Annotated in this window: 20 protein-coding genes; all 20 read right to left on the reverse strand. The window is 43.2% G+C overall.

Features of this window, described 5'->3' with window-relative positions:
• Positions 1 to 8 precede the first annotated feature (8 nt).
• Positions 9 to 1175 carry a DUF1351 domain-containing protein gene (locus DXB15_RS13725; protein WP_118703271.1) on the reverse strand — a complete coding sequence of 389 codons (1167 nt, stop codon included), beginning with the start codon at positions 1173 to 1175 and terminating at the stop codon, positions 9 to 11.
• Positions 1176 to 1201: 26 nt separating this feature from the next.
• Positions 1202 to 1582 carry a hypothetical protein gene (locus DXB15_RS13730; RefSeq protein ID WP_021738783.1) on the reverse strand — a complete coding sequence of 127 codons (381 nt, stop codon included), beginning with the start codon at positions 1580 to 1582 and terminating at the stop codon, positions 1202 to 1204.
• Complete coding sequence (locus DXB15_RS13735) at positions 1575 to 1787, reverse strand: hypothetical protein (protein WP_118703272.1); 213 nt, start codon at positions 1785 to 1787, stop codon at positions 1575 to 1577. Before DXB15_RS13735 ends, DXB15_RS13730 begins: the two co-directional genes overlap by 8 nt.
• Complete coding sequence (locus DXB15_RS13740) at positions 1769 to 2155, reverse strand: hypothetical protein (RefSeq protein WP_118703273.1); 387 nt, start codon at positions 2153 to 2155, stop codon at positions 1769 to 1771. The genes DXB15_RS13735 and DXB15_RS13740 overlap by 19 nt, the downstream gene beginning before the upstream one ends.
• The gene (locus DXB15_RS13745; RefSeq protein ID WP_118703274.1) at positions 2100 to 2579 is read right to left on the reverse strand and encodes a hypothetical protein; all 480 of its coding nucleotides are present in this window, start codon (positions 2577 to 2579) and stop codon (positions 2100 to 2102) included. Before DXB15_RS13745 ends, DXB15_RS13740 begins: the two co-directional genes overlap by 56 nt.
• A gap of 236 nt (positions 2580 to 2815) precedes the next feature.
• Positions 2816 to 3661: a sigma-70 family RNA polymerase sigma factor gene (locus DXB15_RS13750; RefSeq protein WP_118703275.1), complete on the reverse strand. Its 846-nt coding sequence runs from the start codon at positions 3659 to 3661 to the stop codon at positions 2816 to 2818.
• A 48-nt stretch (positions 3662 to 3709) separates the two neighbouring features.
• Positions 3710 to 4039, reverse strand: coding sequence for a hypothetical protein (locus tag DXB15_RS13755; protein ID WP_021738778.1), 330 nt, complete (start codon positions 4037 to 4039; stop codon positions 3710 to 3712).
• A 40-nt stretch (positions 4040 to 4079) separates the two neighbouring features.
• Positions 4080 to 4655 carry a sigma-70 family RNA polymerase sigma factor gene (locus DXB15_RS13760; RefSeq protein WP_021738777.1) on the reverse strand — a complete coding sequence of 192 codons (576 nt, stop codon included), beginning with the start codon at positions 4653 to 4655 and terminating at the stop codon, positions 4080 to 4082.
• On the reverse strand, positions 4649 to 5050 hold the full coding sequence (locus DXB15_RS13765; RefSeq protein WP_118703276.1) for a zinc-finger-containing protein: 402 nt from the start codon (positions 5048 to 5050) through the stop codon (positions 4649 to 4651). The genes DXB15_RS13760 and DXB15_RS13765 overlap by 7 nt, the downstream gene beginning before the upstream one ends.
• 591 nt (positions 5051 to 5641) lie before the next feature.
• Positions 5642 to 6571, reverse strand: a complete 930-nt coding sequence (gene tsf, locus DXB15_RS13770) for a translation elongation factor Ts (RefSeq protein ID WP_109215842.1) — start codon at positions 6569 to 6571, stop codon at positions 5642 to 5644.
• 55 nt (positions 6572 to 6626) lie between these two features.
• On the reverse strand, positions 6627 to 7361 hold the full coding sequence (rpsB, locus tag DXB15_RS13775) for a 30S ribosomal protein S2 (protein ID WP_109215841.1): 735 nt from the start codon (positions 7359 to 7361) through the stop codon (positions 6627 to 6629).
• A 188-nt stretch (positions 7362 to 7549) separates the two neighbouring features.
• Positions 7550 to 8332: a GTP-sensing pleiotropic transcriptional regulator CodY gene (codY, locus tag DXB15_RS13780; RefSeq protein WP_109215840.1), complete on the reverse strand. Its 783-nt coding sequence runs from the start codon at positions 8330 to 8332 to the stop codon at positions 7550 to 7552.
• A 221-nt stretch (positions 8333 to 8553) separates the two neighbouring features.
• Positions 8554 to 10632: a type I DNA topoisomerase gene (gene topA / locus DXB15_RS13785; protein WP_118703277.1), complete on the reverse strand. Its 2079-nt coding sequence runs from the start codon at positions 10630 to 10632 to the stop codon at positions 8554 to 8556.
• A 32-nt stretch (positions 10633 to 10664) separates the two neighbouring features.
• Complete coding sequence (gene dprA / locus DXB15_RS13790; protein ID WP_118703278.1) at positions 10665 to 11909, reverse strand: DNA-processing protein DprA; 1245 nt, start codon at positions 11907 to 11909, stop codon at positions 10665 to 10667.
• A gap of 2 nt (positions 11910 to 11911) precedes the next feature.
• Complete coding sequence (locus tag DXB15_RS13795) at positions 11912 to 13441, reverse strand: YifB family Mg chelatase-like AAA ATPase (RefSeq protein WP_109215837.1); 1530 nt, start codon at positions 13439 to 13441, stop codon at positions 11912 to 11914.
• A 320-nt stretch (positions 13442 to 13761) separates the two neighbouring features.
• Complete coding sequence (gene sigK / locus DXB15_RS13800) at positions 13762 to 14388, reverse strand: RNA polymerase sporulation sigma factor SigK (RefSeq protein WP_118703279.1); 627 nt, start codon at positions 14386 to 14388, stop codon at positions 13762 to 13764.
• 524 nt (positions 14389 to 14912) lie between these two features.
• Positions 14913 to 15620 (reverse strand): HAD family hydrolase, encoded by a 708-nt coding sequence (locus tag DXB15_RS13805; protein WP_109216928.1) that lies wholly within the window; start codon positions 15618 to 15620, stop codon positions 14913 to 14915.
• A gap of 48 nt (positions 15621 to 15668) precedes the next feature.
• A complete protein-coding gene (locus tag DXB15_RS13810; RefSeq protein WP_118703280.1) occupies positions 15669 to 18437 on the reverse strand; it encodes a glycoside hydrolase family 3 C-terminal domain-containing protein in 2769 nt (922 codons plus the stop codon).
• A 377-nt stretch (positions 18438 to 18814) separates the two neighbouring features.
• Positions 18815 to 19192 carry a NifB/NifX family molybdenum-iron cluster-binding protein gene (locus DXB15_RS13820; RefSeq protein WP_109216925.1) on the reverse strand — a complete coding sequence of 126 codons (378 nt, stop codon included), beginning with the start codon at positions 19190 to 19192 and terminating at the stop codon, positions 18815 to 18817.
• 483 nt (positions 19193 to 19675) lie between these two features.
• Positions 19676 to 20212, reverse strand: coding sequence for a methylated-DNA--[protein]-cysteine S-methyltransferase (locus tag DXB15_RS13825; RefSeq protein ID WP_118703282.1), 537 nt, complete (start codon positions 20210 to 20212; stop codon positions 19676 to 19678).
• Between the last annotated feature and the right edge of the window lie 106 nt (positions 20213 to 20318).

Genomic DNA, 20318 nt, shown 5'->3' on the forward strand with positions numbered 1-20318 from the left:
TCTGCATCTTAGTGAATGTGATACCCGATACCACGTTGTGTCAAAAACTGGCAGACTTCTTCCTGGTGTACCCTATGTACCGTAAACGTACACAGTTCTGCCGCCTGTGTCTGCAAAATGGGTTGCTGCACTGACCGTTGGATCGGTGCATTTCCCCGCTGTACCGGTTGCTGCCGTTGCATCCCCTGCCGGATACCATATGCCGGTCGCGACATTCCCTGTCCGGATGTGGCGGCTGCCCGCCCTCCTGACATTGTGCTTTCACCTGTCGGAATACCGGTCTGGTAACTCATCCCGGCTCTTTGTACCGGCATGGTCTGTGTCTGCCTTTGCATCTGCTTCTGCATACGAAGATAAGTCTGTTGCTCCAGCTCCTGTTGCTTTTGCTGCATCTGCTTCTGTGCCGCTTCCTGTTCTTCTTTCCGTACAGCCGCTTCCCGCTCTCTGGCATAAGATTCTGCCTGTTGCATTACCTGCCGGGTTTCTGCTTCCACGCGTGCCTGTGCTTTTGCTGCTTCTTCTGCAGCAATGCGTATCCGCTCCCGCTCAAGTGCTTCCGCTTCTGCCTTTTTCTTGGTTATAAAGGTTATCGCATCCTGCAAGTTTAAGTCCACTTCATACAGCTTTCGTGCCGCCTCAAAATCATCTTCACCCGCAAGCTGCCCTAAGAGCATTATGTTTTTCTGGTAAGACTGGATTGCTTCTGTGATTGCCATCTTCCAAGTTTTTTTGCTGCAACTTTTATTCAGCCATTTCTCGTCATAGATCTGTGTCCACAGATCATAGGTAATCCCTGCTTCTGCCACTGCCTCCCGGTAATATTTTGTGATTTCTTTCTCGCGCTCCTGCTTTTCGATAAGCACATATTCCTTGATTTTTCCATCCAGCGTATCGCAGGACTCCTTGATCATTGCCAGCAGCTCATCTGCCGCCATCTCAAATGCAGTATATGGTTCCAGGAACTGTTCCTTGACCACCCGTTTTCTCTCTTTGAGTGCATCACTCAGTTTGTTTAACGTAGCTCGCCCCTCTTTCATCTGTTTTATGACGTCATCACCAGTATAATTGCTCAGATTATACTTCTGCAGTTTTTGAGCAAGCCATTGTTTCGTCTCTTCGAAATTGGTCTGGATTGCACCTGGGGTGATCTTCGCTACAATTTGTAACTGTTCCATTTTTTCTGTCCTCTCTTTCTCATTTTTTATAGATTTTCTACCTGCACCGTTTTCATCACATAATACAGTTTTGCATCTCCTTTGGAGATACGGATTCCGTCTCTATGTTCCGCGATCGCCGCACCGGAAAAATATATTTCCGACACCGTCCGGATCAGATGGAACCGGAATCTTGCTTCCGCTTCATCTGCGGTTGCCAGGATCACCCTGCTCCCATAGGATTCCGGTTTACTCCAAACCGTATAGATCATGTAATACTCTATGGTTTCCTCTTCCAGATCTTCCTCATAGGCTTTCGACCAGGTTTCCCACAAAAACAGATACAGGATCGCCGCGATAACAAATGCCACGATCCCTGCCATGAATACGCACAATGACACATCCATTCCTTTTAGAATATCAACCATCTTCTTTTCCCCTTTCCATTGAAAATTGTAAAAACGGCTCCATCGGTATCTCAAACAGTTCACAGATCAGTTCGGCTTTTCCCTGCCGGTATTTTCCATATCCATGCTGTTTTCCGGTTACGTTGGTTCCGATTTCATACACTTCTGCTGCATATTTTTTATGTTTCTGCCAGAAGCTTTCCATTTTTAACACATCCGTTTCCATTGTTTAGCCAGCACTCCCTCCTGCTTCGACAGATGCCACTGCAATTTCAGGAACATCCGTTCCCGCTCAATGCCACTATGGATCTGCTTCCATACAGCCTTCCGATCCCCCTGCTTCGCATAAAACTTCTGACAGGATGACTGCTGACACCGGGCATTACATGCCAACGCTTCATTCACAATCTCCAAAAGATTCAGACAGCGTGAAAAACAGGCATCTTCTCCCGGACGGATCACAAAAAATCCATTAACCCGTATCGAAAGTTTATATCCCTGTCCCAGTAAAAACTGCAGCAATACAGACCATTCATTTTCAAAAAAGCCCAGGCTTGGCTCCAGCATCTGTGCATGTGTTTGTAATGCTTTCATGTTCTAATCCTTCCTCTGCCTTCTGCACGTTATATTCTCCTACCAGACGGTCGATGGTCTCTCTCCATAAAAAAAATTCCAGTTCGATCCGTCTAAAATGTTCCTTCCGGTAGATCATCTGGCAGATTTTCTCCTCTTCCTGTGTGGTCAGGCTTAAAAATTGCCTCATAAACCACTGATATTTCTGCTCATCTTTCAACTTAGGCAGGTGATATTCGGAAAGCATCCGTTTTTGTATGACCTTAATCCGCTGCTGGATCTGCTGCCATAACTGTGCATATGCTCTGGCGTACCTTTGATCCCATTCAAGATTTGGAACAAGCTCCCGGTTTTTGTTCAGGATATAAATCTCATCCTGCAATTTCTGGAAACGCTGCCGCAGATCCATACTCTTGACACAGTCCTGAAAAACCGCATAATCCATGGCATACCCTCCTTTCTCTATGTTAGTTTCATTTATCAAATAAACAGGATTGCTCCCGATTGTAATTGGATTCCGAGCGCAGACAACGCTCCACATGATAAGAAATAGTTCTCGCTATTTTTTAGACGTTCTGTATATACAGAATAGATGACCTCTATTAATAGAAATACGTCAGTTCTTCTTTTTCGGAAACTTAAAACATCCCCTGGCAAAATGCCGGAGGATGTTTCATTCCGTTAGATGATATGTTTTTTTCTCAAAAGCTCTTTGATTGCGATGATTCGCTTGCAGATATACTGCTTGGATACTCCTACGCTTTCCGCGATCTCCGAGCGTGTCATGTCATTGTCAGCATACTCAAAAACATAATCGATGATCTGCCGGTCGGTCTCATTCTGAAGCACCTCAATGACCATATTTTCAAATTCACGATCCATCACTTCCTGACACACTTCGGATTCCAGATCATAATCGTATTTTAACTGTTCTGTCCACTTTTCATCGTCATTTCGTGGATGATCCAGAGATTTGATTCTTGCTCTTTGCAATGCTTCCAGCAGATTTCTGGTTACATTTTCGCTTTCCCCGATTATTTCCGCAAGTTCCGCGATCGTAGGTCGCCTTCCATGAAGCAGCTCATAGTCCATGCAGGCACTCTGCAACTGTTGGGTTTTTTTCACGATCCTGGAAGATCGTTTGATCGTTCCATCTTCCGATAGATATCTGGAAACATATTTTCTCACCCAGATGGTTAAGTAAGTCGTAAAACTCGCATTTTTGGTGACATCGAATCGCATGATTGCCTCATACAATCCAAGCATTCCTTCCTGCACGCAATCTTCAATTTCCCCTTCCATATAATCCTTGAAACTGTAATAATGCGAAACAATGTAGAATACATACTTCATATAAGCCAGGTATAAAATATTTCTGGCATCTACATTTCCCGCCTGGGCTTCCGAAACCAAAAGATAGGTATCTTCTTTCGGACTAATATCCGGCACCTGCAATGCCCATAGTGCATAGTCACGTATTTCTCTCTTATGTTGAAAAATAGAGTTCACTTTTTTATTCCCTGCCATTTTTCTCCCTTCCTTCCTTACGAAACGAATAGAGTTATGATTCTTTTGTTACGAAATCTCCGCTAAAAAATCTGTCTCCATCTTTCGTCTGTCATTCTCATACTGTCGTGTAAAGATCCGCTCTTCCCGGAAAAATTCTGCATGCATTTGTTTTGTAAGTTTGGAAATCTCGCCTAAAAAGTTTTCTGTATAATATTTGCTTTTCACTTCTGGCAGATGATAATCCCATAAGATATGGCTCAATGGTGCTAACGGGATTCCCGTAATATGTGAGACCAAATCCATACTGAAATTCCGGTCAACATATAATTCCGCGATTTCCCGAATAGACCATTTTTCTTTTAATCGGTACATTACTTTTCTATACGGATTCGCCATTTTTACTCCTTTTCATACTAAATCATAAAATCATTTCTAGTCATTTGAGATTATGATAACCATACCAGGCAAACATCACCGGTAACTTCAGTTTGTCTGCTGCACGCCGCATACTTACTGTAATATAGCTGGTAGTTATGCCAAGTTCTTTCGCTGTTTCTGCTTTTGAAATCCCTCGCACCTCATTACAGATTGCAAGGATTCCATACTGTATCGTTTTTGGAGCATCCATATATACCTTCATCATCTCCTTTTCTACTTCCAGATAGTCCACCGCAAACTCCGCTGCACGTAATTCACTTTCTACATCCTGTCTACATGACAACTGTTCCTCTAATTTATTGCTTCCATATTCCTGGTATATATTCCGGTTTTTCCGAAAAATACTCATCAAACGATGCCTGATTCTGCTATAAGCGTAATTATGGAGACTTTTTCCTTTTGTGTGATCATACGAATCTACAGACTGTAAGTATTCAATATACGCCTCCTGATAAAAATCTTCTATATCCATATATTTCGCAAATATTGCACTTTTACGAACAATACTTCTGGTCATATATCGGATTTCTTCCATGTTTGCCAATAATTCTTTTTCTGCATTCTTACCTAACATGTTCCGCATCTCCTTTCTAACAAAGATTTCAGAATCTGTTGTACCAGTCGGCAATAATAAATCCCTAAGCTTGCAATGTGTAACTGGTCTCTCTGCAGACCCATCCGGTCTTCCAGGTAACGATAGACGCTATGCTGATCCATACCGCTCTCCACCACTTTTTTGATAACCCTGTGAGCTTCAATCCGCTCATGTCGTAGTTGTGCATCGGCAAGTGTCCCCGCTGGTTTCGTGCTACCTTTGATTGTGCTTACATAAGAATCGCACTGTGGAAATCTTGCGCATGCCCACGCATACCTTTCCGGATGAGTTGCGTCCTTCCCATAGATATCATAAAAATGAACTAATTTTGCTTTACTGCCACAATAAGGACATTTGATTTCTTTTTTTCTCATGTTTTACCTCCTTCACCTCTGCTTTTTTGCCCTCTTCCCGAAAAAATCCAACAAAAAAAAGGACTGATTCATTTCCCTGTATTTTTACCAAGAAAATTTATCAATCCTTATCTTTGAATCTATTCTACCTAATTTGGGTTGTGTCTTGTCAATAGGTTACTTCGTTATTTACAAGAAATTAATTTTTCAAATTTTTCTGGATTGTAGCAATATGGCATCTTTCGTTCATTTTTATCGGATCAGATTTCTCTGATTCCTTAGTGCTATATATACGTCACTTTGTATTTTGCGTCAACTTACCTATTTTCACACAAAAAAAGAGTGTGAAAAACAAATCAATGTTCATTCACACTCTTTATTCATGAGATTGCTTTATAGTCATAAAAATGCGTAAAATTCGCTGAAGGAAGTCGTCTTTTCAATTGACGCAATTCCTTACGCAAACCTGACACAAAAACCTCTGATAATCTACAATAAATTATGATACTTTATGACAAGTACGCAACCTTACATCTTATTCCGAAACCACGCCTAAAATGCAGTAAATTCAAGGTCTTGCAGTGGTTCCTCCATCGGACTTTGCCGACGTACTTATGCGTTCATCTGTGCTGCTACCTCAGCTGCGAAGTCCTCGTTTTTCTTCTCAAGACCTTCACCTGTCTCGAAACGTACGAAACCTGTGATCTTGATGTCAGCGCCAACTTCTTTGGAAACCTGCTGTAAGTATTTAGCAACAGTCTGTTTTCCATCCTCAGCTTTTACATATGGCTGCTCAAGCAGGCATACTTCTTTCAGCTCTTTGTTCAGACGTCCGATGATCATTTTCTCAATGATATTGTCCGGTTTGTCCGGGTTCTCATTTTTAGCCTGAGCAAGAAGGATAGATTTCTCATGCTCTTTGTACTCTTCGCTTACATCGTCAGAAGATACATATTTCGGAGCAAGAGCTGCAACCTGCATTGCTACGTTTGTAAGAGCCTCTTTTACAGCGTCATTAACAACTGCTGTCTCAGCTTTTACAAGAACACCGATACGTCCGCCACCGTGGATATAAGATACGATACATCCGTTCTCCTGTGTCTCTTTCTGGAATCTACGAATATTCAGGTTCTCACCGATAACTGCGATTTTCTCTACAAGAGCATCTTTTACAGTTTTGGAAGAATCTGCATTCCATGTCTCTGCTAAAAATGCATCCATATCAGCTGCATCAGAAGCAACAGCCTGAGCTGCAACAGCCTCTACATACTGCTGGAATGTCTCGTTTTTAGCAACGAAATCTGTCTCAGAGTTAACCTCTACGATTGCTGCTGTGTTGTCACCATCCATAGCGACACGTACAAGACCTTCTGCTGCGATACGTCCAGCTTTTTTCTCAGCTTTTGCCTGTCCGTTCTTTCTTAAGAACTCAACAGCTGCGTCCATATCACCGTTTGTCTCTGTAAGAGCTTTTTTGCAGTCCATCATACCTGCGCCGGTCATTTCTCTTAATTCTTTTACCATTGATGCTGTAATTGCCATGGTTTTATTCCTCCGATTTCATTCATAGTGATGCGGTTCCCCGCAAATCTACAGATTACTCCTCTGTTCCTTCAGCCTCTTCGAAAACTTCCTCGTCAGCCTCTACAGTACCCTGTTTTGCTTCGATAACAGCGTCTGCCATTTTGGAAACGATCAGTTTTACGGCTCTGATAGCATCATCGTTACCCGGGATTACATAATCTAACTCTTCCGGATCACAGTTTGTATCAGCGATACCGATCAGCGGAATTCCCAGTGTGTGTGCTTCCTGAACACAGATTCTCTCTTTTTTCGGATCTACAACGAAGATTGCATCCGGGATTCTGTCCATCTCTTTGATACCGCCAAGGTTTTTCTCAAGTTTATCCCACTCTTTTTTGAGGTTGATAACTTCTTTTTTCGGCAGAACATCGAATGTTCCATCCTCAGACATTTTCTCGATTGCTTTCAGTCTAGCGATACGGCTCTGGATTGTTTTGAAGTTTGTGAGCATACCACCTAACCATCTCTCGTTTACATAGTACATTCCACAACGCTCAGCTTCTGCCTGGATAGCATCCTGTGCCTGTTTCTTTGTACCAACGAAAAGAATTGTACCACCTTCAGCAACGATATCTGCTACTGCATTGTAAGCCTCATCAACTTTACCTACAGATTTCTGTAAGTCGATGATGTAGATACCATTTCTCTCTGTGTAGATGTACGGAGCCATTTTAGGGTTCCATCTTCTTGTCTGGTGTCCGAAATGTACACCTGCTTCCAGTAACTGTTTCATTGAAATAACGCTCATTTTTTTACCTCCATGGTTTTGTCTCTTCCATATGCATCTCACCCGCCGGTTCACCCTGTGGGCACCATCCCGGTTAGTCCGCATATGTGATTAATATAGTATTTATCTAAAAAAGCGCACAAAAAAATTTGTGACTTTTCTCAGACCGATTCAGTATAGCATACTTATAGGTACGCTTCAAGACATTTTTAGTCATTTTTTGCCTTGAGATTGTCTAATTCTTCGAACACTGCATCATTTAATACTTTAATGTAGGTTCCTTTCATTCCTGAGGAACGGGATTCAATGACACCGGCACTCTCAAATTTGCGCAGTGCATTGACGATAACGGAACGTGTGATGCCGACGCGGTCAGCGATTTTGCTGGCAACAAGGATTCCCTCGCGGCCTTCCAGCTCATCAAAAATATGCTCGATAGCATCCAGCTCGGAGTAAGAAAGTGTGCTCAGTGCAGATTTTACAATCTGTTTCTTTCTGGTCTCTTCCTCGTTCTCCTCGTTTACGGAACGCATCATTTCCAGTCCTACGACTGTGGTACCGTACTCGCACAGGATAATGTCATCAATATCAAACTGTGCATTCTGGCGATATACAAATAAAGTACCAAGACGCTCACCTGCAATATCGATCGGTGCGATGGTTGCTGCATAGCCTTTTTCGCTGTCTACCATAAATCCAAGTGTCTCCAGATTTACATTCTCCTTAGTAGAAAGGATACCCAGTAATCTCTCATTTAAAGATGCATCAATATAATTTCCTACCTGATCTGCCAGAAGTTCTGTGATCTCGATCACTTCCGGGCGAAGTCCTGTTCCAAGAACTTTTCCTTTTTTACTGATTACCAGTACGTTCGATGCAAGGATATCTGTCATAACATCACAAATGTCATTAAAAACAACTTTAGACGAATTGTTATTATGAAGCAGTTTTCCGATTTTTCGTGTTTTGTCTAATAACTGTACGCTGCTCATAGCTTCCTCCATATCATTTTTCTTATCTATCACGCCGATTTTTCGGCAAAAAAATAGTGCCAAGATAATTAACAGGCATATCTTAGCACTATTTTTCTGTAAATTCAACAAATTTTATTTAAATCTGTCATATTTTTTCAAATTTCACAAGAAATTTTAAAAATCACAACTTTTTCAGCCATTTTATACATTTAATTTTGTATAAAACTACCCTCGACGTGTTATTCTTCGGAAGTTTCCGGTTTTCCCATGACATAACCGCACTGCTCGTCCGCGCAGACCAGCTTGTTTCCTTTTTCCACCATGTAGCCGCCGCACTGTGGGCACGGGATCTTGGACGGTTTCTGCCAGGACATGAAATCACATTCCGGATTGTTCTCGCAGCCGTAATATTTTCTTCCTTTTTTCGTTTTCTTTAAAACGATATCTTTGCCGCATTTCGGGCAGGCTACGCCGATCTTTTCAAAATACGGTTTTGTGTTGCGGCACTCCGGAAAGCCCGGGCATGCAAGGAATCTGCCGTGCGGTCCGTATTTGATGACCATGTGGCGTCCACACTGTTCGCAGACAACGTCGGTTACTTCATCCTCAATCTTTACTTTCTCCAGTTCTGCTTCCGCTGCTTTGACTGCTGCATCCAGATCCGGATAGAAGTTTCGGATGATCATTTTCCAGTCTACGGTGCCTTCCTCGACTTTATCCAGCAGGGACTCCATATTTGCGGTGAAGCGCTCGTCCACGATCTCCGGGAAGGCTTCCTTCATAATATTATTGACAACCTCGCCAAGTTCGGAAACATAGAGGTTTTTATTTTCTTTTACAATATATCTTCTGCCAAGAATCGTTGTAATAGTCGGAGCATAAGTACTCGGACGTCCGATGCCAAGTTCCTCCAGTGTTTTTACCAGAGATGCCTCGGTAAAGTGTGCCGGTGGCTGTGTAAAATGCTGCTTCGGCTCGATTTCTTCTTTGGTCAGCTCTGAAGTCTCATCTAGTGATTTTGATAAAAATACACGGTCGGATTTTTCCTCATCTAAGGTATAAACAGACATGAAACCATCGAATTTTACCTTGGAAGCAGATACATGAAAACGGTATTTTCCGGCACCAATGGTAACAGATGTGGTCTCATATACTGCCGGTGTCATACAGCTCGCTGCAAAACGGTTCCAGATGAGTTGATACAGACGGAACAGATCGCGGCTTAAAGATTCTTTTACCATAGCCGGTGAACGATTCAGATCTGTCGGTCGGATTGCTTCATGGGCATCCTGGATTTTTGCTGTATTTTTCTTCACATCAGCACTTCCGCCCACATAATCAACGCCATAATTGCTGCCGATATACTCTGCTGCCGCTGCCTCTGCTTCTTCAGACACACGGGTGGAATCGGTACGCAAGTATGTGATCAGACCAACAGTTCCGCTGCCTTTGATATCCACACCTTCGTATAACTGCTGCGCCAGACGCATGGTCTTCTGAGTGGAAAAATTCAGATGCTTACTTGCTTCCTGCTGCAGGGTACTTGTCCGGAACGGAAGTGGCGGCTTTTTGGTACGCTCGCCTTTTTTCACTTCCAGTACTTTATATTCGGAAGACTCGATTTCTTTTAAAATTGCATCTAATTCTGCCTGATTGTGAATCTGGATCTTGCCGTTTTCATCGCCGTAAAATTTTGCAACCAATGGTTTTTTCTCGCCTTTTACGTTTAATACCACATCAATGGTCCAGTATTCTTCCGGAATGAATGCGTTGATCTCGTCTTCACGGTCACAGATGATACGCAGTGCCACAGACTGCACACGACCTGCACTCAAGCCACGTTTTACTTTCGCCCAGAGTACCGGACTGATTTTGTAACCTACCATACGGTCCAGCACACGACGCGCCTGCTGCGCATCCACCAGATTCATATCAATCTCACGTGGATTCTTCAGCGAAGCCTTTACCGCATTTTTCGTAATCTCATTGAATGTAATACGTTTCGCATCTTTGTCATTTAACTTTAAAGCCGTTGCCAGATGCCAGGAAATTGCCTCACCCTCACGGTCCGGGTCAGTTGCAAGATACACTTTATCTGCTTTTTTTACTTCTTTTCGCAGATTTGCCAGAATATCTCCTTTTCCACGGATAGTAATATATTTCGGTTCAAAGTCATTTTCCACATCAAACCCAAGCTGACTTTTCGGCAGATCACGCACATGTCCGTTCGATGCTGCTACCTCGTAATTTTTTCCAAGAAATTTCTTTATTGTCTTAACCTTTGCAGGAGACTCCACGATTACTAAATACTTCGCCATACTTACCTCTTAACCCCTATGTTCTTACTTATTTATATACGTTTACAAAAATAATTTTGAAAAGTTTCCTGCACCAGTCCGTACCGCTTGAGTTTGTCTAAACTATGCAGTACTGTAATCAGATCCAAACCTGTTTCTTCTATAATATAGTTAATATATCGGCTGTGGAAACCAAGACAACCATACACCAACTTTTCGCTTTTATCAAGGGAAATATTTTTTATTTTTGTCGTTTCTACATTTTTTTCGGGCAAATATCCCAGATTTTGCAAAAAAATATCCAGATCATAGATAATTCCCGCGCCCTGACCGATCAGGGCATTGCATCCGTCGCTCAATACATCTCCGAAGCGCCCCGGCACCGCATAGACATCTTTGCCCTGTTCCAACGCCGCGTCTGCCGTGATCAGAGATCCACTCCTTTTCTTTGCCTCTACCACCACCAGACTGTCGGACAGGGCACTGATGATGCGGTTGCGCTCCGGGAAGCGATAAGGCAGCGGTTCCGTTCCCGGCGGATACTCCGACAAAATACCTCCGCCGGAAGTCTGGATATTTTCATACAGATTCCGGGCATTTTTCGGATAACAGATATCGCAACCGCAGCCAAGGACAGCAAAGGTGCTGCCCTTCCCCTGCAGGGCACCGGCATGAGAGGCACTGTCGATGCCAAGTGCCATGCCGCTGATCACCTGCACGTCTTTGCCTGCCAGCATTTTGCCAAGCTTTGTGGCGATACTTCTGCCATACTCTGAACACATGCGGGCACCTACGATGCCTACGCTTTTTCTTGCATCTGGCATGGAACCCTTGCAGAAGATCGCATATGGCGGTTGTGCAATGTCTTTTAAGCGCTGTGGATATTTTTTACTTCCAATGGGAAACATCTGGATGTTTTGCCCCAGGAAGCGCTCCCAGGCACGGTTCAGATCTTTTTTGCGGCTTTCCAACAGATGCTGTAGTTCATTGTCGGTAAAAAGGTGCATATTTTTTAAAGTTTCTTCCCGGAGTACATAGACTGCCTGTGCACTGCCGCATAATTCACGGACTTGGATTCGTTTGCTGCTGTTGATATTTGTCAGAGAGGCTAACCAGAAATCATACTTTAGATCATCTTTCCTTTGATTCTCTGCTATCTCTCCCTGTTTTTCGCTCTTTTCTATCTTCTCGGAAAATTCTCTACTTTGTCTTTTTTCAGAATCTTCTCTGGCTTCCTTTTCTTGGGAAAACCTTTGTGTATGATCAAAAATCTCGTTCTTTTTATTCATTTCACGCATACTTAGTCCCTCCTCCAGTAATTCTTGTCCGGATTTCGGAACATAAAAGCTTCTTCCAGATGTCCCCACTGAATATTTTCCGCTCCTTCCATATCTGCAATGGTGCGGGCCGTTTTCAGGATTTTCCCATAAGTGCGGGCACTTAAATGATATTCCTCATACTTGTCCTGCATCCGCTCCGCGGACTCCGCATCCAGCGCGCAGAATGTTTCCAGATCTTCCATGTTCATCTGACTGTTAAACCGATATTTTCTGCCTTCGAACCGCTCCCGTTGAATTTCATGCACCCGTTCTACCCGGGCACGGATCACCGCACTGCTTTCTTCCTCTCGCATATCCACCATCGTTGTGTATCGAACTTCTTCTGTTTCCACACACAGGTCAATACGATTCAAAAATGCCTGTGAAATGCGGCTGATGTAGTTTTTGATTGCCTGCGGCCTGCAGTTACAGCGATCCAAATTAGGGTAGAAACCACATGGACAAGGATTTGTAGATGCCACCAGCATAAAATCCGCCGGATAGACAAAACTGCCTCCTACCCGGGAAATGTGGACTTTCTTTTCCTCTAACGGTTCCCGCAATACATCTAAAATTCCCGGTTTAAACTCCGCCAGTTCATCCAGAAATAAAATTCCATGATGCGCCAGACTGATTTCTCCGGGATGCGGCTGCTTTCCGCCGCCCACCAGAGCCTGCGCCGTCACCGTATGGTGCGGACTGCGAAAGGGGCGTTCATTCTGAATGATACGTTCCTGATCCAGCAGACCACAGAGTGAATAAATCTGAGAAAGTTCCAGTTTTTCCTCCCGGCTCAGTTCCGGCAAAATCGTTGGAATCCGTTTCGCTGCCATAGTCTTTCCGGAACCCGGCGGCCCCATCATCAACAGATTGTGCATGCCGCTAACGGCGATCTCGCAGGCACGGCGCAGCATCGGCTGTCCCCGCAATTCCGAAAAATCCACATCATACTCTGTCTTCCAGATTTCCTGCTGCTCCCGGTAAAAACAGGTCTCCGGCAGTTCCTGCTGACAAATCTGTACGAATTCTTTGAGATTTTTCACCGGAATGACTTTTACGGTATCTAAAATTGCCGCTTCCCGGGCATTCTCCCACGGCACCACAATCCCCTGCATGCCTTCTTTCTGTGCCAGTACTGCTGCAGACAGTACGCCTTTGGTTGGCAAAATACTGCTATTTAATCCAACCTCTCCAAGCAGCAGATAATTACTTAAAATATGCTCATCCAGAAAACCAAATGCTGCCAGAACAGACGCTGCCATGGGCAGATCACACCCGGTGCCAGATTTTCGCACATCCGCCGGTGTCAGATTAATGGTAATCTTCTTGGCTGGCAGACGAAATCCTGCGTTTTTCAGGGCAGTACGCACCCGCTCTCTGGCTTCCTTTACCTCTGATGTCAAAAATCCCACCATATCAAAGGAAGGCATGCCGTCACTGACATCCGTTTCTACCTTCACCGGAAGCGACTCAAAGCCACAGACTACCGCTGTTTTAATTACACTATACATATATTCATTTTTCCTCTTTTCGTATACGGAAAAATCCGGCGATTGCCGAAAAAAGTAAAAAGTAAGATAAAAGACAAATTTACTGTAGCATATCTGTACCAAAAAGTCCATCTTGAAATTCTTCTTCCACATACTGGATATGTTTTGTAACGGTCGAACAGGCACAGGGAATGATATCTGCCGCTTATTTCAGGCTCTGACAGCGGTATACTGCCAGAACGGTCTCAAGGTGTTCTATTTTCATTTACGCTCTCCTTCAAGCTGTTACTCTTGAAATCTTTTTCTGATTGTAACATATCTTTTCTTTGCAGTTAAGCCGATTATCCATCCACAAACTCCTGCCGTAACTTTTCCAATGCCTTCTTCTCAATCCGGCTGACATAAGATCTGGAAATTCCAAGACCTTTGGCAATTTCCCGCTGTGTGGCAGGTTTTGTGTTGTACAGACCGTATCGCCGCCGAATGATCCAGCTTTCCCGCTCATCCAGCACCTTCGGCAGCAGTTCGTATAACCGAAGAATATTTTTCTTTTCTACCACCCGCTCCCACAGCTCTGGTTCGCCGCTCTCTACGATATCCAGCAATTTGATCTGATTGCCTTCTTTGTCCGTTCCGATAGGCTCATAAAGCGATACATCTCTGGCTGTTTTCTTTTTACTGCGAAAATACATCAGCAGTTCATTTTCAATACAGCGGGCGGCATAGGTTCCCAGACGGCTTCCTTTTTCCAGATTGTAGGTTGACACGGCCTTGATCAGTCCGATGGTTCCAATGGAGATCAGATCTTCCATATCTTCCTGCGCGCCCTGATATTTCCGTGCAATGTGTGCCACAAGCCGCAGATTTCGCTCGATTAATACCGATTTTGCCTGCTCGCTTCCGTTTTTCAGCTGCTCCAGATACTGCTTTTCTTCCAACGTACTCAGCGGCGATTGAAATGATTTCAAATCGGCACCTCCGTGTGCGGCCTTTCTATTATTCTATGTCAGGCAGGCTTTTCCCGTGTCTGAAAATCTGTGTGGTTTTCCGGCAATCACAATAATGGGGACTAGCATTTATCTAATTTTCAAAAAAACAAGAACCAGAAACGACCAGTTTTCTGATTCCTGCTTTTATGTCTAAGTATTTATCTCAGTCGAGAAGACTCCCACTTCTGCAAGTGGTGAGTAATAACAAGTCTTTCTCAGTGGGAATACAATCTCCGACCGAGATAAACGCTCCGCGGGGGCGCACATTGTCTGGGAGACAATGGGTTTGCGCCGACCGGAACGAAGTGTAGATGTGCAGTGATTCTGAGAAGAATATGTCAGCTTTCGCTGACCAGAATCACGCACCAAGTCTCACGTGCGTTCGACTTGAATGCATAAAAAGTGGGAAGGCACTTTGCTTCCTTCTTCTTTTCTATTCCTTTGTTTCCTATATGGTTGTACTATGTTTGTATTTACCTTTTCATAAATATCATTCTGACAGATTATGCTCCACAGATATTCTGTAACAATTCTGCAAGTTCTTCTTCGCTGGTCACACAATACTCCGGTTCTAATCCAACTACCGTCGTTTTTTTTCTTCGGTTAAACCAGATGGAATGCCAGCCGGCATTTTTTGCACCTGCCACATCATTTTCCGGGGAATCCCCAATAAAATAGGCATCCTCTGCGGTCAGATGCATTCGATTCTCTGCATAGGTAAAAATTTCTTTCTGTGGCTTGTTAATTCCAATCTCTCCGGAAACAAATACATGTTCCTCTGGAATCCATCGTTGTAAATCTAACGCACGCACCTTGTCCCACTGGTGTTCATTGGGACCATTCGTAATAACGCCAAGCTGTACGTTTTCCTTCTCACTTAATGCCTGCAACATCGCCTGTATCTGTTCTGACACTTCAATTTTCCCCTGATATTCCTCATAATACTTCTGGAAAGTCAATGCCTGTTCATCACTGATCGCTATGTCAAAATCTGCCAGTGCTTTCTGTACCCGGTAAATATACATTTCTTCCATGGTGATTTTTCCCGTACAGGAATCTTCAAACACCTCATCGCTGTACACTCTGCTTCTGGCAAACAGTTTATGAATGTCGATATCGTTCCGCTCAGGATACAACCGGTAAAAAGTCCTGGCAAAAGGCTGCACCTGATCGTATAATGTATCATCCACATCAAATAAAAATGCTTTCATATCTGCTGTCCTTCCTGCATTTCTTAAGCTAATTTCGGATATTTTTAGCTATTGATAATCATTTCTTTGTGTTTTTTCAACTTCCTTTGTTTCTGAAAAATTTGATTTCACAATGCCGCACATTTTTCCAATTCCGCGCAGCACATGTCCATTTGCCAGATCCAATACTCCGGGAATCAAACCGCCACGAATTCCACCGCAGATCATCATGGTACGCATCGGGCTTCCCATAGAAGAAGCCAGCATCATCTGATACTGCGCCTCGTTTTCATCGATAATTGTTCCACCCAGAGAACGCCGGATAAACCAATCTGCTGCTTTATAGAATACGCGCATAAACCGCACATCTTTCTGCATTTCTTCCACAGAATCTTCCATAGTGTAGGTTCCTTTATGGTGAGGTTTTCTCTGCATAACTGCCTGTATCACCTCATCTGATAATTGTTTTGGCAAATGTTCTGTCGTTTGATCTGGTATTTTTTCAGAAATCATCATTTTATTAAACTCTGATTGCTTTATGTTATCCGCACAATCGTCGTTCTTATCAAAATCCACCGTTCCAGCATGTATCGTCTCAGACAGGCGAATATCTCTGCTGGATGTCCCAAGCTCTATGGTATAGCGTCCTCTCGGACTCTTCCACCCGTCAGCATATACACAAAAATCACGATCTGTCAATAAAAATTGTACCTGTTTTGTTTCTCCCGGCATCAAATAAACTTTGGAAAATCCTTTTAATTCCCGCACCGGGCGGTGAATTTCAGGAGTTTTTGCAGATACATATAACTGCACGATTTCCTTACCCGGAAGCGCCCCGGTATTTGTAATATCACAGGAAACGACATATTCTTCTTTTAAATCTTTTGTCTGTTTTCCAATATCCTTTTGCAATCGTTTTATCTTTTCTATCTGATTGTTTTTCTGTAATTGTCTGATCTGTTCTGATGATTCCGGCTCTTGTATTTTCAGATTAGAATAAGCAAATGTTGTATACGATAATCCATAACCAAAACACCATCTCACCGGTAACTGTATTTTGTCATAATACCGATATCCAACATAAATACCTTCCCGATAAATAGCATCCTTTTCTTTGCCATAAAAAGCTGCTGTGGCACAATCCTCATAATTTATCGGCCAGCTCTCTGCCAGTTTTCCACTCGGATTGACCTTTCCATACAAAATATTTGCTATCGCCTGTGCACCTGCCTGTCCGGATAATCCTGCATACAAAATACCTTTTACTTTGCCTGCCCATGGGCATTCCACCACGCCACCGCTCATCAAAATCACAATAGTATTTGCATTTTCTTCAGTCACTGCATTGATCAGGCGTAAATGACCTTCCGGCAGTTTCAGAGATCCCCGGTCAAATCCTTCCGATTCATACCGCTCCGGCAATCCGACGCATAAAACAACTTTTTCGCACTGACGCGCTGCCACTTTTGCTTTCTCTAAAAGTTTCTCTGTTGTATTTCCATATGCATCACAACCTTCTGCGAAAACCGTATGCGGCAGCACATCAACAAGCTGCTGCAATTTTGTTGGATTAATATGACTGCTTCCGGCTCCCTGATAACGCAAATTTTGAGCCATATTTCCTATCAGAGCAACAGTATTTTTTGCTACGTTTGATGTATTTGTTTCATTTTTTATACATGCATCAGAATCAATTGTTTTTACCATATTTTCAATAGGCATATCAGCATCGGCTATTTCTTCCATATTTATCATAGATACATTCGAATCGTCATCAATTTGTTGCAATGGCAAAATCTGATCCTCATTCTTCAGCAATACAATGCCTTCCTCTGCCACCTGTCTGGCAATGTCATGATGCACTTCTGCATCATATTTTGAAGATGCCATTTTCTCCGCTGGAGCTTCTCTTTCAGTTATCATCTGATCATATCCAACTCCAGTTGTTTTTCTATCATAAACCAGTCTATTAGCAACACATTTTTGCATAAGATTTAACACGCGAAGGGCACTCGCATCCACTGATTTTTCCGAAAGAATTCCACTTTTTACTGCCTGCTCTGTCTCACGTTCCATATAGGCACTGCCACCTGGCATATTCAGGTCACAACCTGCCTGAAACGCTTGGATCCGGTCATTCATCGCGCCCCAGTCCGTTATAACCAATCCGTCAAATCCCCACTCCCGACGCAAAATATCCGTCAATAGTCGTTTATCATCACTACAATGCACGCCATTGATTTTGTTATACGCACACATAACGGTCGACGGATGCCCTTCTTTTACGGCAAGTTCAAAAGCATAAAGGTAAATCTCACGCAACGTACGCTCATCCACAATGCTATCCGACGAAAAACGTTTCCATTCCTGTGAATTGCAGGCAAAATGCTTTAGGGATAAAGCAATGCCTGCCCCTTCCATCTCCCTAATCCATCCTGCTGCCAGTTTTCCTGCCAGATAAGGATCTTCGCTGAAATATTCAAAATTTCTGCCACACAGCGGATTACGCTTGATATTCACTCCCGGTCCCAGAACAATATCCACACCATAAGCAAGTGCTTCTTCCGCAATCGTCTGTCCCATGATCTCCATCAATTCAGGATTCCACGTACATGCCGTTGTTACTGCTGTCGGAAAGCAGGTCGCCTCTCTGGAATTATGTACGCCAAGCATGTCCGCCTTTCCCTCCTGTTTGCGCAGTCCATGCGGTCCGTCACACATCATCAATGCCTCGATGCCATACTGTTTCATCGCTTTTGTGTGCCAGAAATCCTGACCGGAACAAAGTGCAATTTTCTCTTTTAATGTCATTTTTTGCAGGATTGTTTTGCTGTCCATTGCCTTTTGCCTCCTAAAACTACCATTTACTATAAACAGACTGCGGATTATCGTCAATAGAACACATTCCAATATCGTTAAGATCAGCGCTGATCTTATTTAAAACAAATTATCTAAAAACAGATTTTATGCAATCTTCTTTCCTGTAATTTTCATCAGATATTTTACCTTTGTTTTCTATCTTTCCCAGACAACTCTCCATTACAAAGTTTTTCAAAAAAATACAGACATACACAACTATGAAAAATATGTCAAATATGAAAAAACAGCCAGTTGACATCTCCATCAACTGACTGCTCATTTTCAGGATTTCTCCGCATTAATTTTTTTCAAAATATCTTCTCTATAGGTTTGTTCACAGCTAAGTTTCTTTTCATTTAATGATTACCGCAGTTATGTTCTCCACAGGAATGTCCCTCTCCATGATGAGAACACATGATATCCGGATTATAATCCAGTTTTCCTGCCAGATATGCGCTCACTGCACTGTCTGCCAGACCGGATACACCACCATACAATTTAATTCCAACATTTGCCAGTGCAGTCTGAGCACCTGCCCCAATGCCGCCACAGATCAGTACTTCCACCTGTTGGTTCGTTAAAAATCCTGCCAGCGCGCCATGTCCCTGTCCATTTGTTGGAACTACTTCTGATGCGATGATCTTTCCATCCTCTACCTCATAAATTTTAAACTGTTCCGAATGTCCAAAATGCTGAAATACCATTCCGTTTTCATATGTTACTGCAATTTTCATAAGTTTTATACCTTCCCTTCTTTGAATCACTTGAAACTTATTATACACTATTTCTGCCAATTTGACAAAATATTCAAGTCGAACGCACGTGAGACTTGGTGCGTGATTCTGGTCAGCGCAAGCTGACATCTTCTTTTCAGAATCACTGCACTCTACACTTCGTTTCGGTCAGCGCAAAACCATTGTCTCCCAGACAATGTGCGCCCTCGCGGAGCATTTATCTCATTCGGAGATTGAACTCCCACTGAGAAATACTTGTTACTACTCACCACTTGCAGAAGTGGGAGTCTCATCTCAGACTGAGATGAACACCATACATTTCCAACAATTCTGTCACTTCCGTTTTTCCACCATGTTCCAACAGCATAAAAGGCTCATTCTCCAGTTCATGAATATCAATACGCTCCTTTGCTGCCAGCGGATGTCCCTGTTCAAAAAAATGCGCTTTTTAACATCGGGAAACCAATAGAGAAAAAGCATTTTTTATAACGCCGTTCCTTTTTTCGGTACATAAAACTGCTCCATATCCGCATGTTCCAGTTTCAACAAACTGACTTTTCTGGCAATACCACCCGCATACCCGGTCAAGCTCCCATCCACTCCAACCACTCTGTGACATGGCACGATAATAGAAATCGGATTATGACCAACTGCGCCGCCAACGGCCTGCGCTAACATTCTGCTAAGTCCACGCTGTTGCGCGATACATGTCGCGATTTCTCCATAAGTCATGGTTTTTCCATACGGAATAGACAGTAAAATTTTCCACACTTCCTGCCGGAATTCTGATCCACAGGCAAAAGAAACTGGTGGCAGAAAATCCGGTTCTTTTCCTTGAAAATAAATGTCTAACCAACGGTCTGCTGCTTCAAATACCGGCAACATTTTTTTTTCATGCTCTTTTGATAAAGTCACAGCAAAATATTTCTGACCGTCAAACCACAAACCAGTCAGTGCTTTGCCGTCACTTGCCATGGTGATGCCTCCCAACGGAGATTTATAATGATGTATGTATTCCATGTTTCTACCTCGTATCCTTTTCATCTTTCTTCTACAATACAGTTATTCTTCAGACTGTAGACAAACTTGGTGTTGGGTGTTATATCCAGCACCATTTTTCTTTTAA

Source organism: Roseburia sp. OM02-15 (assembly GCF_003481835.1).
Lineage (GTDB): Bacteria > Bacillota > Clostridia > Lachnospirales > Lachnospiraceae > Eubacterium_I > Eubacterium_I ramulus_A.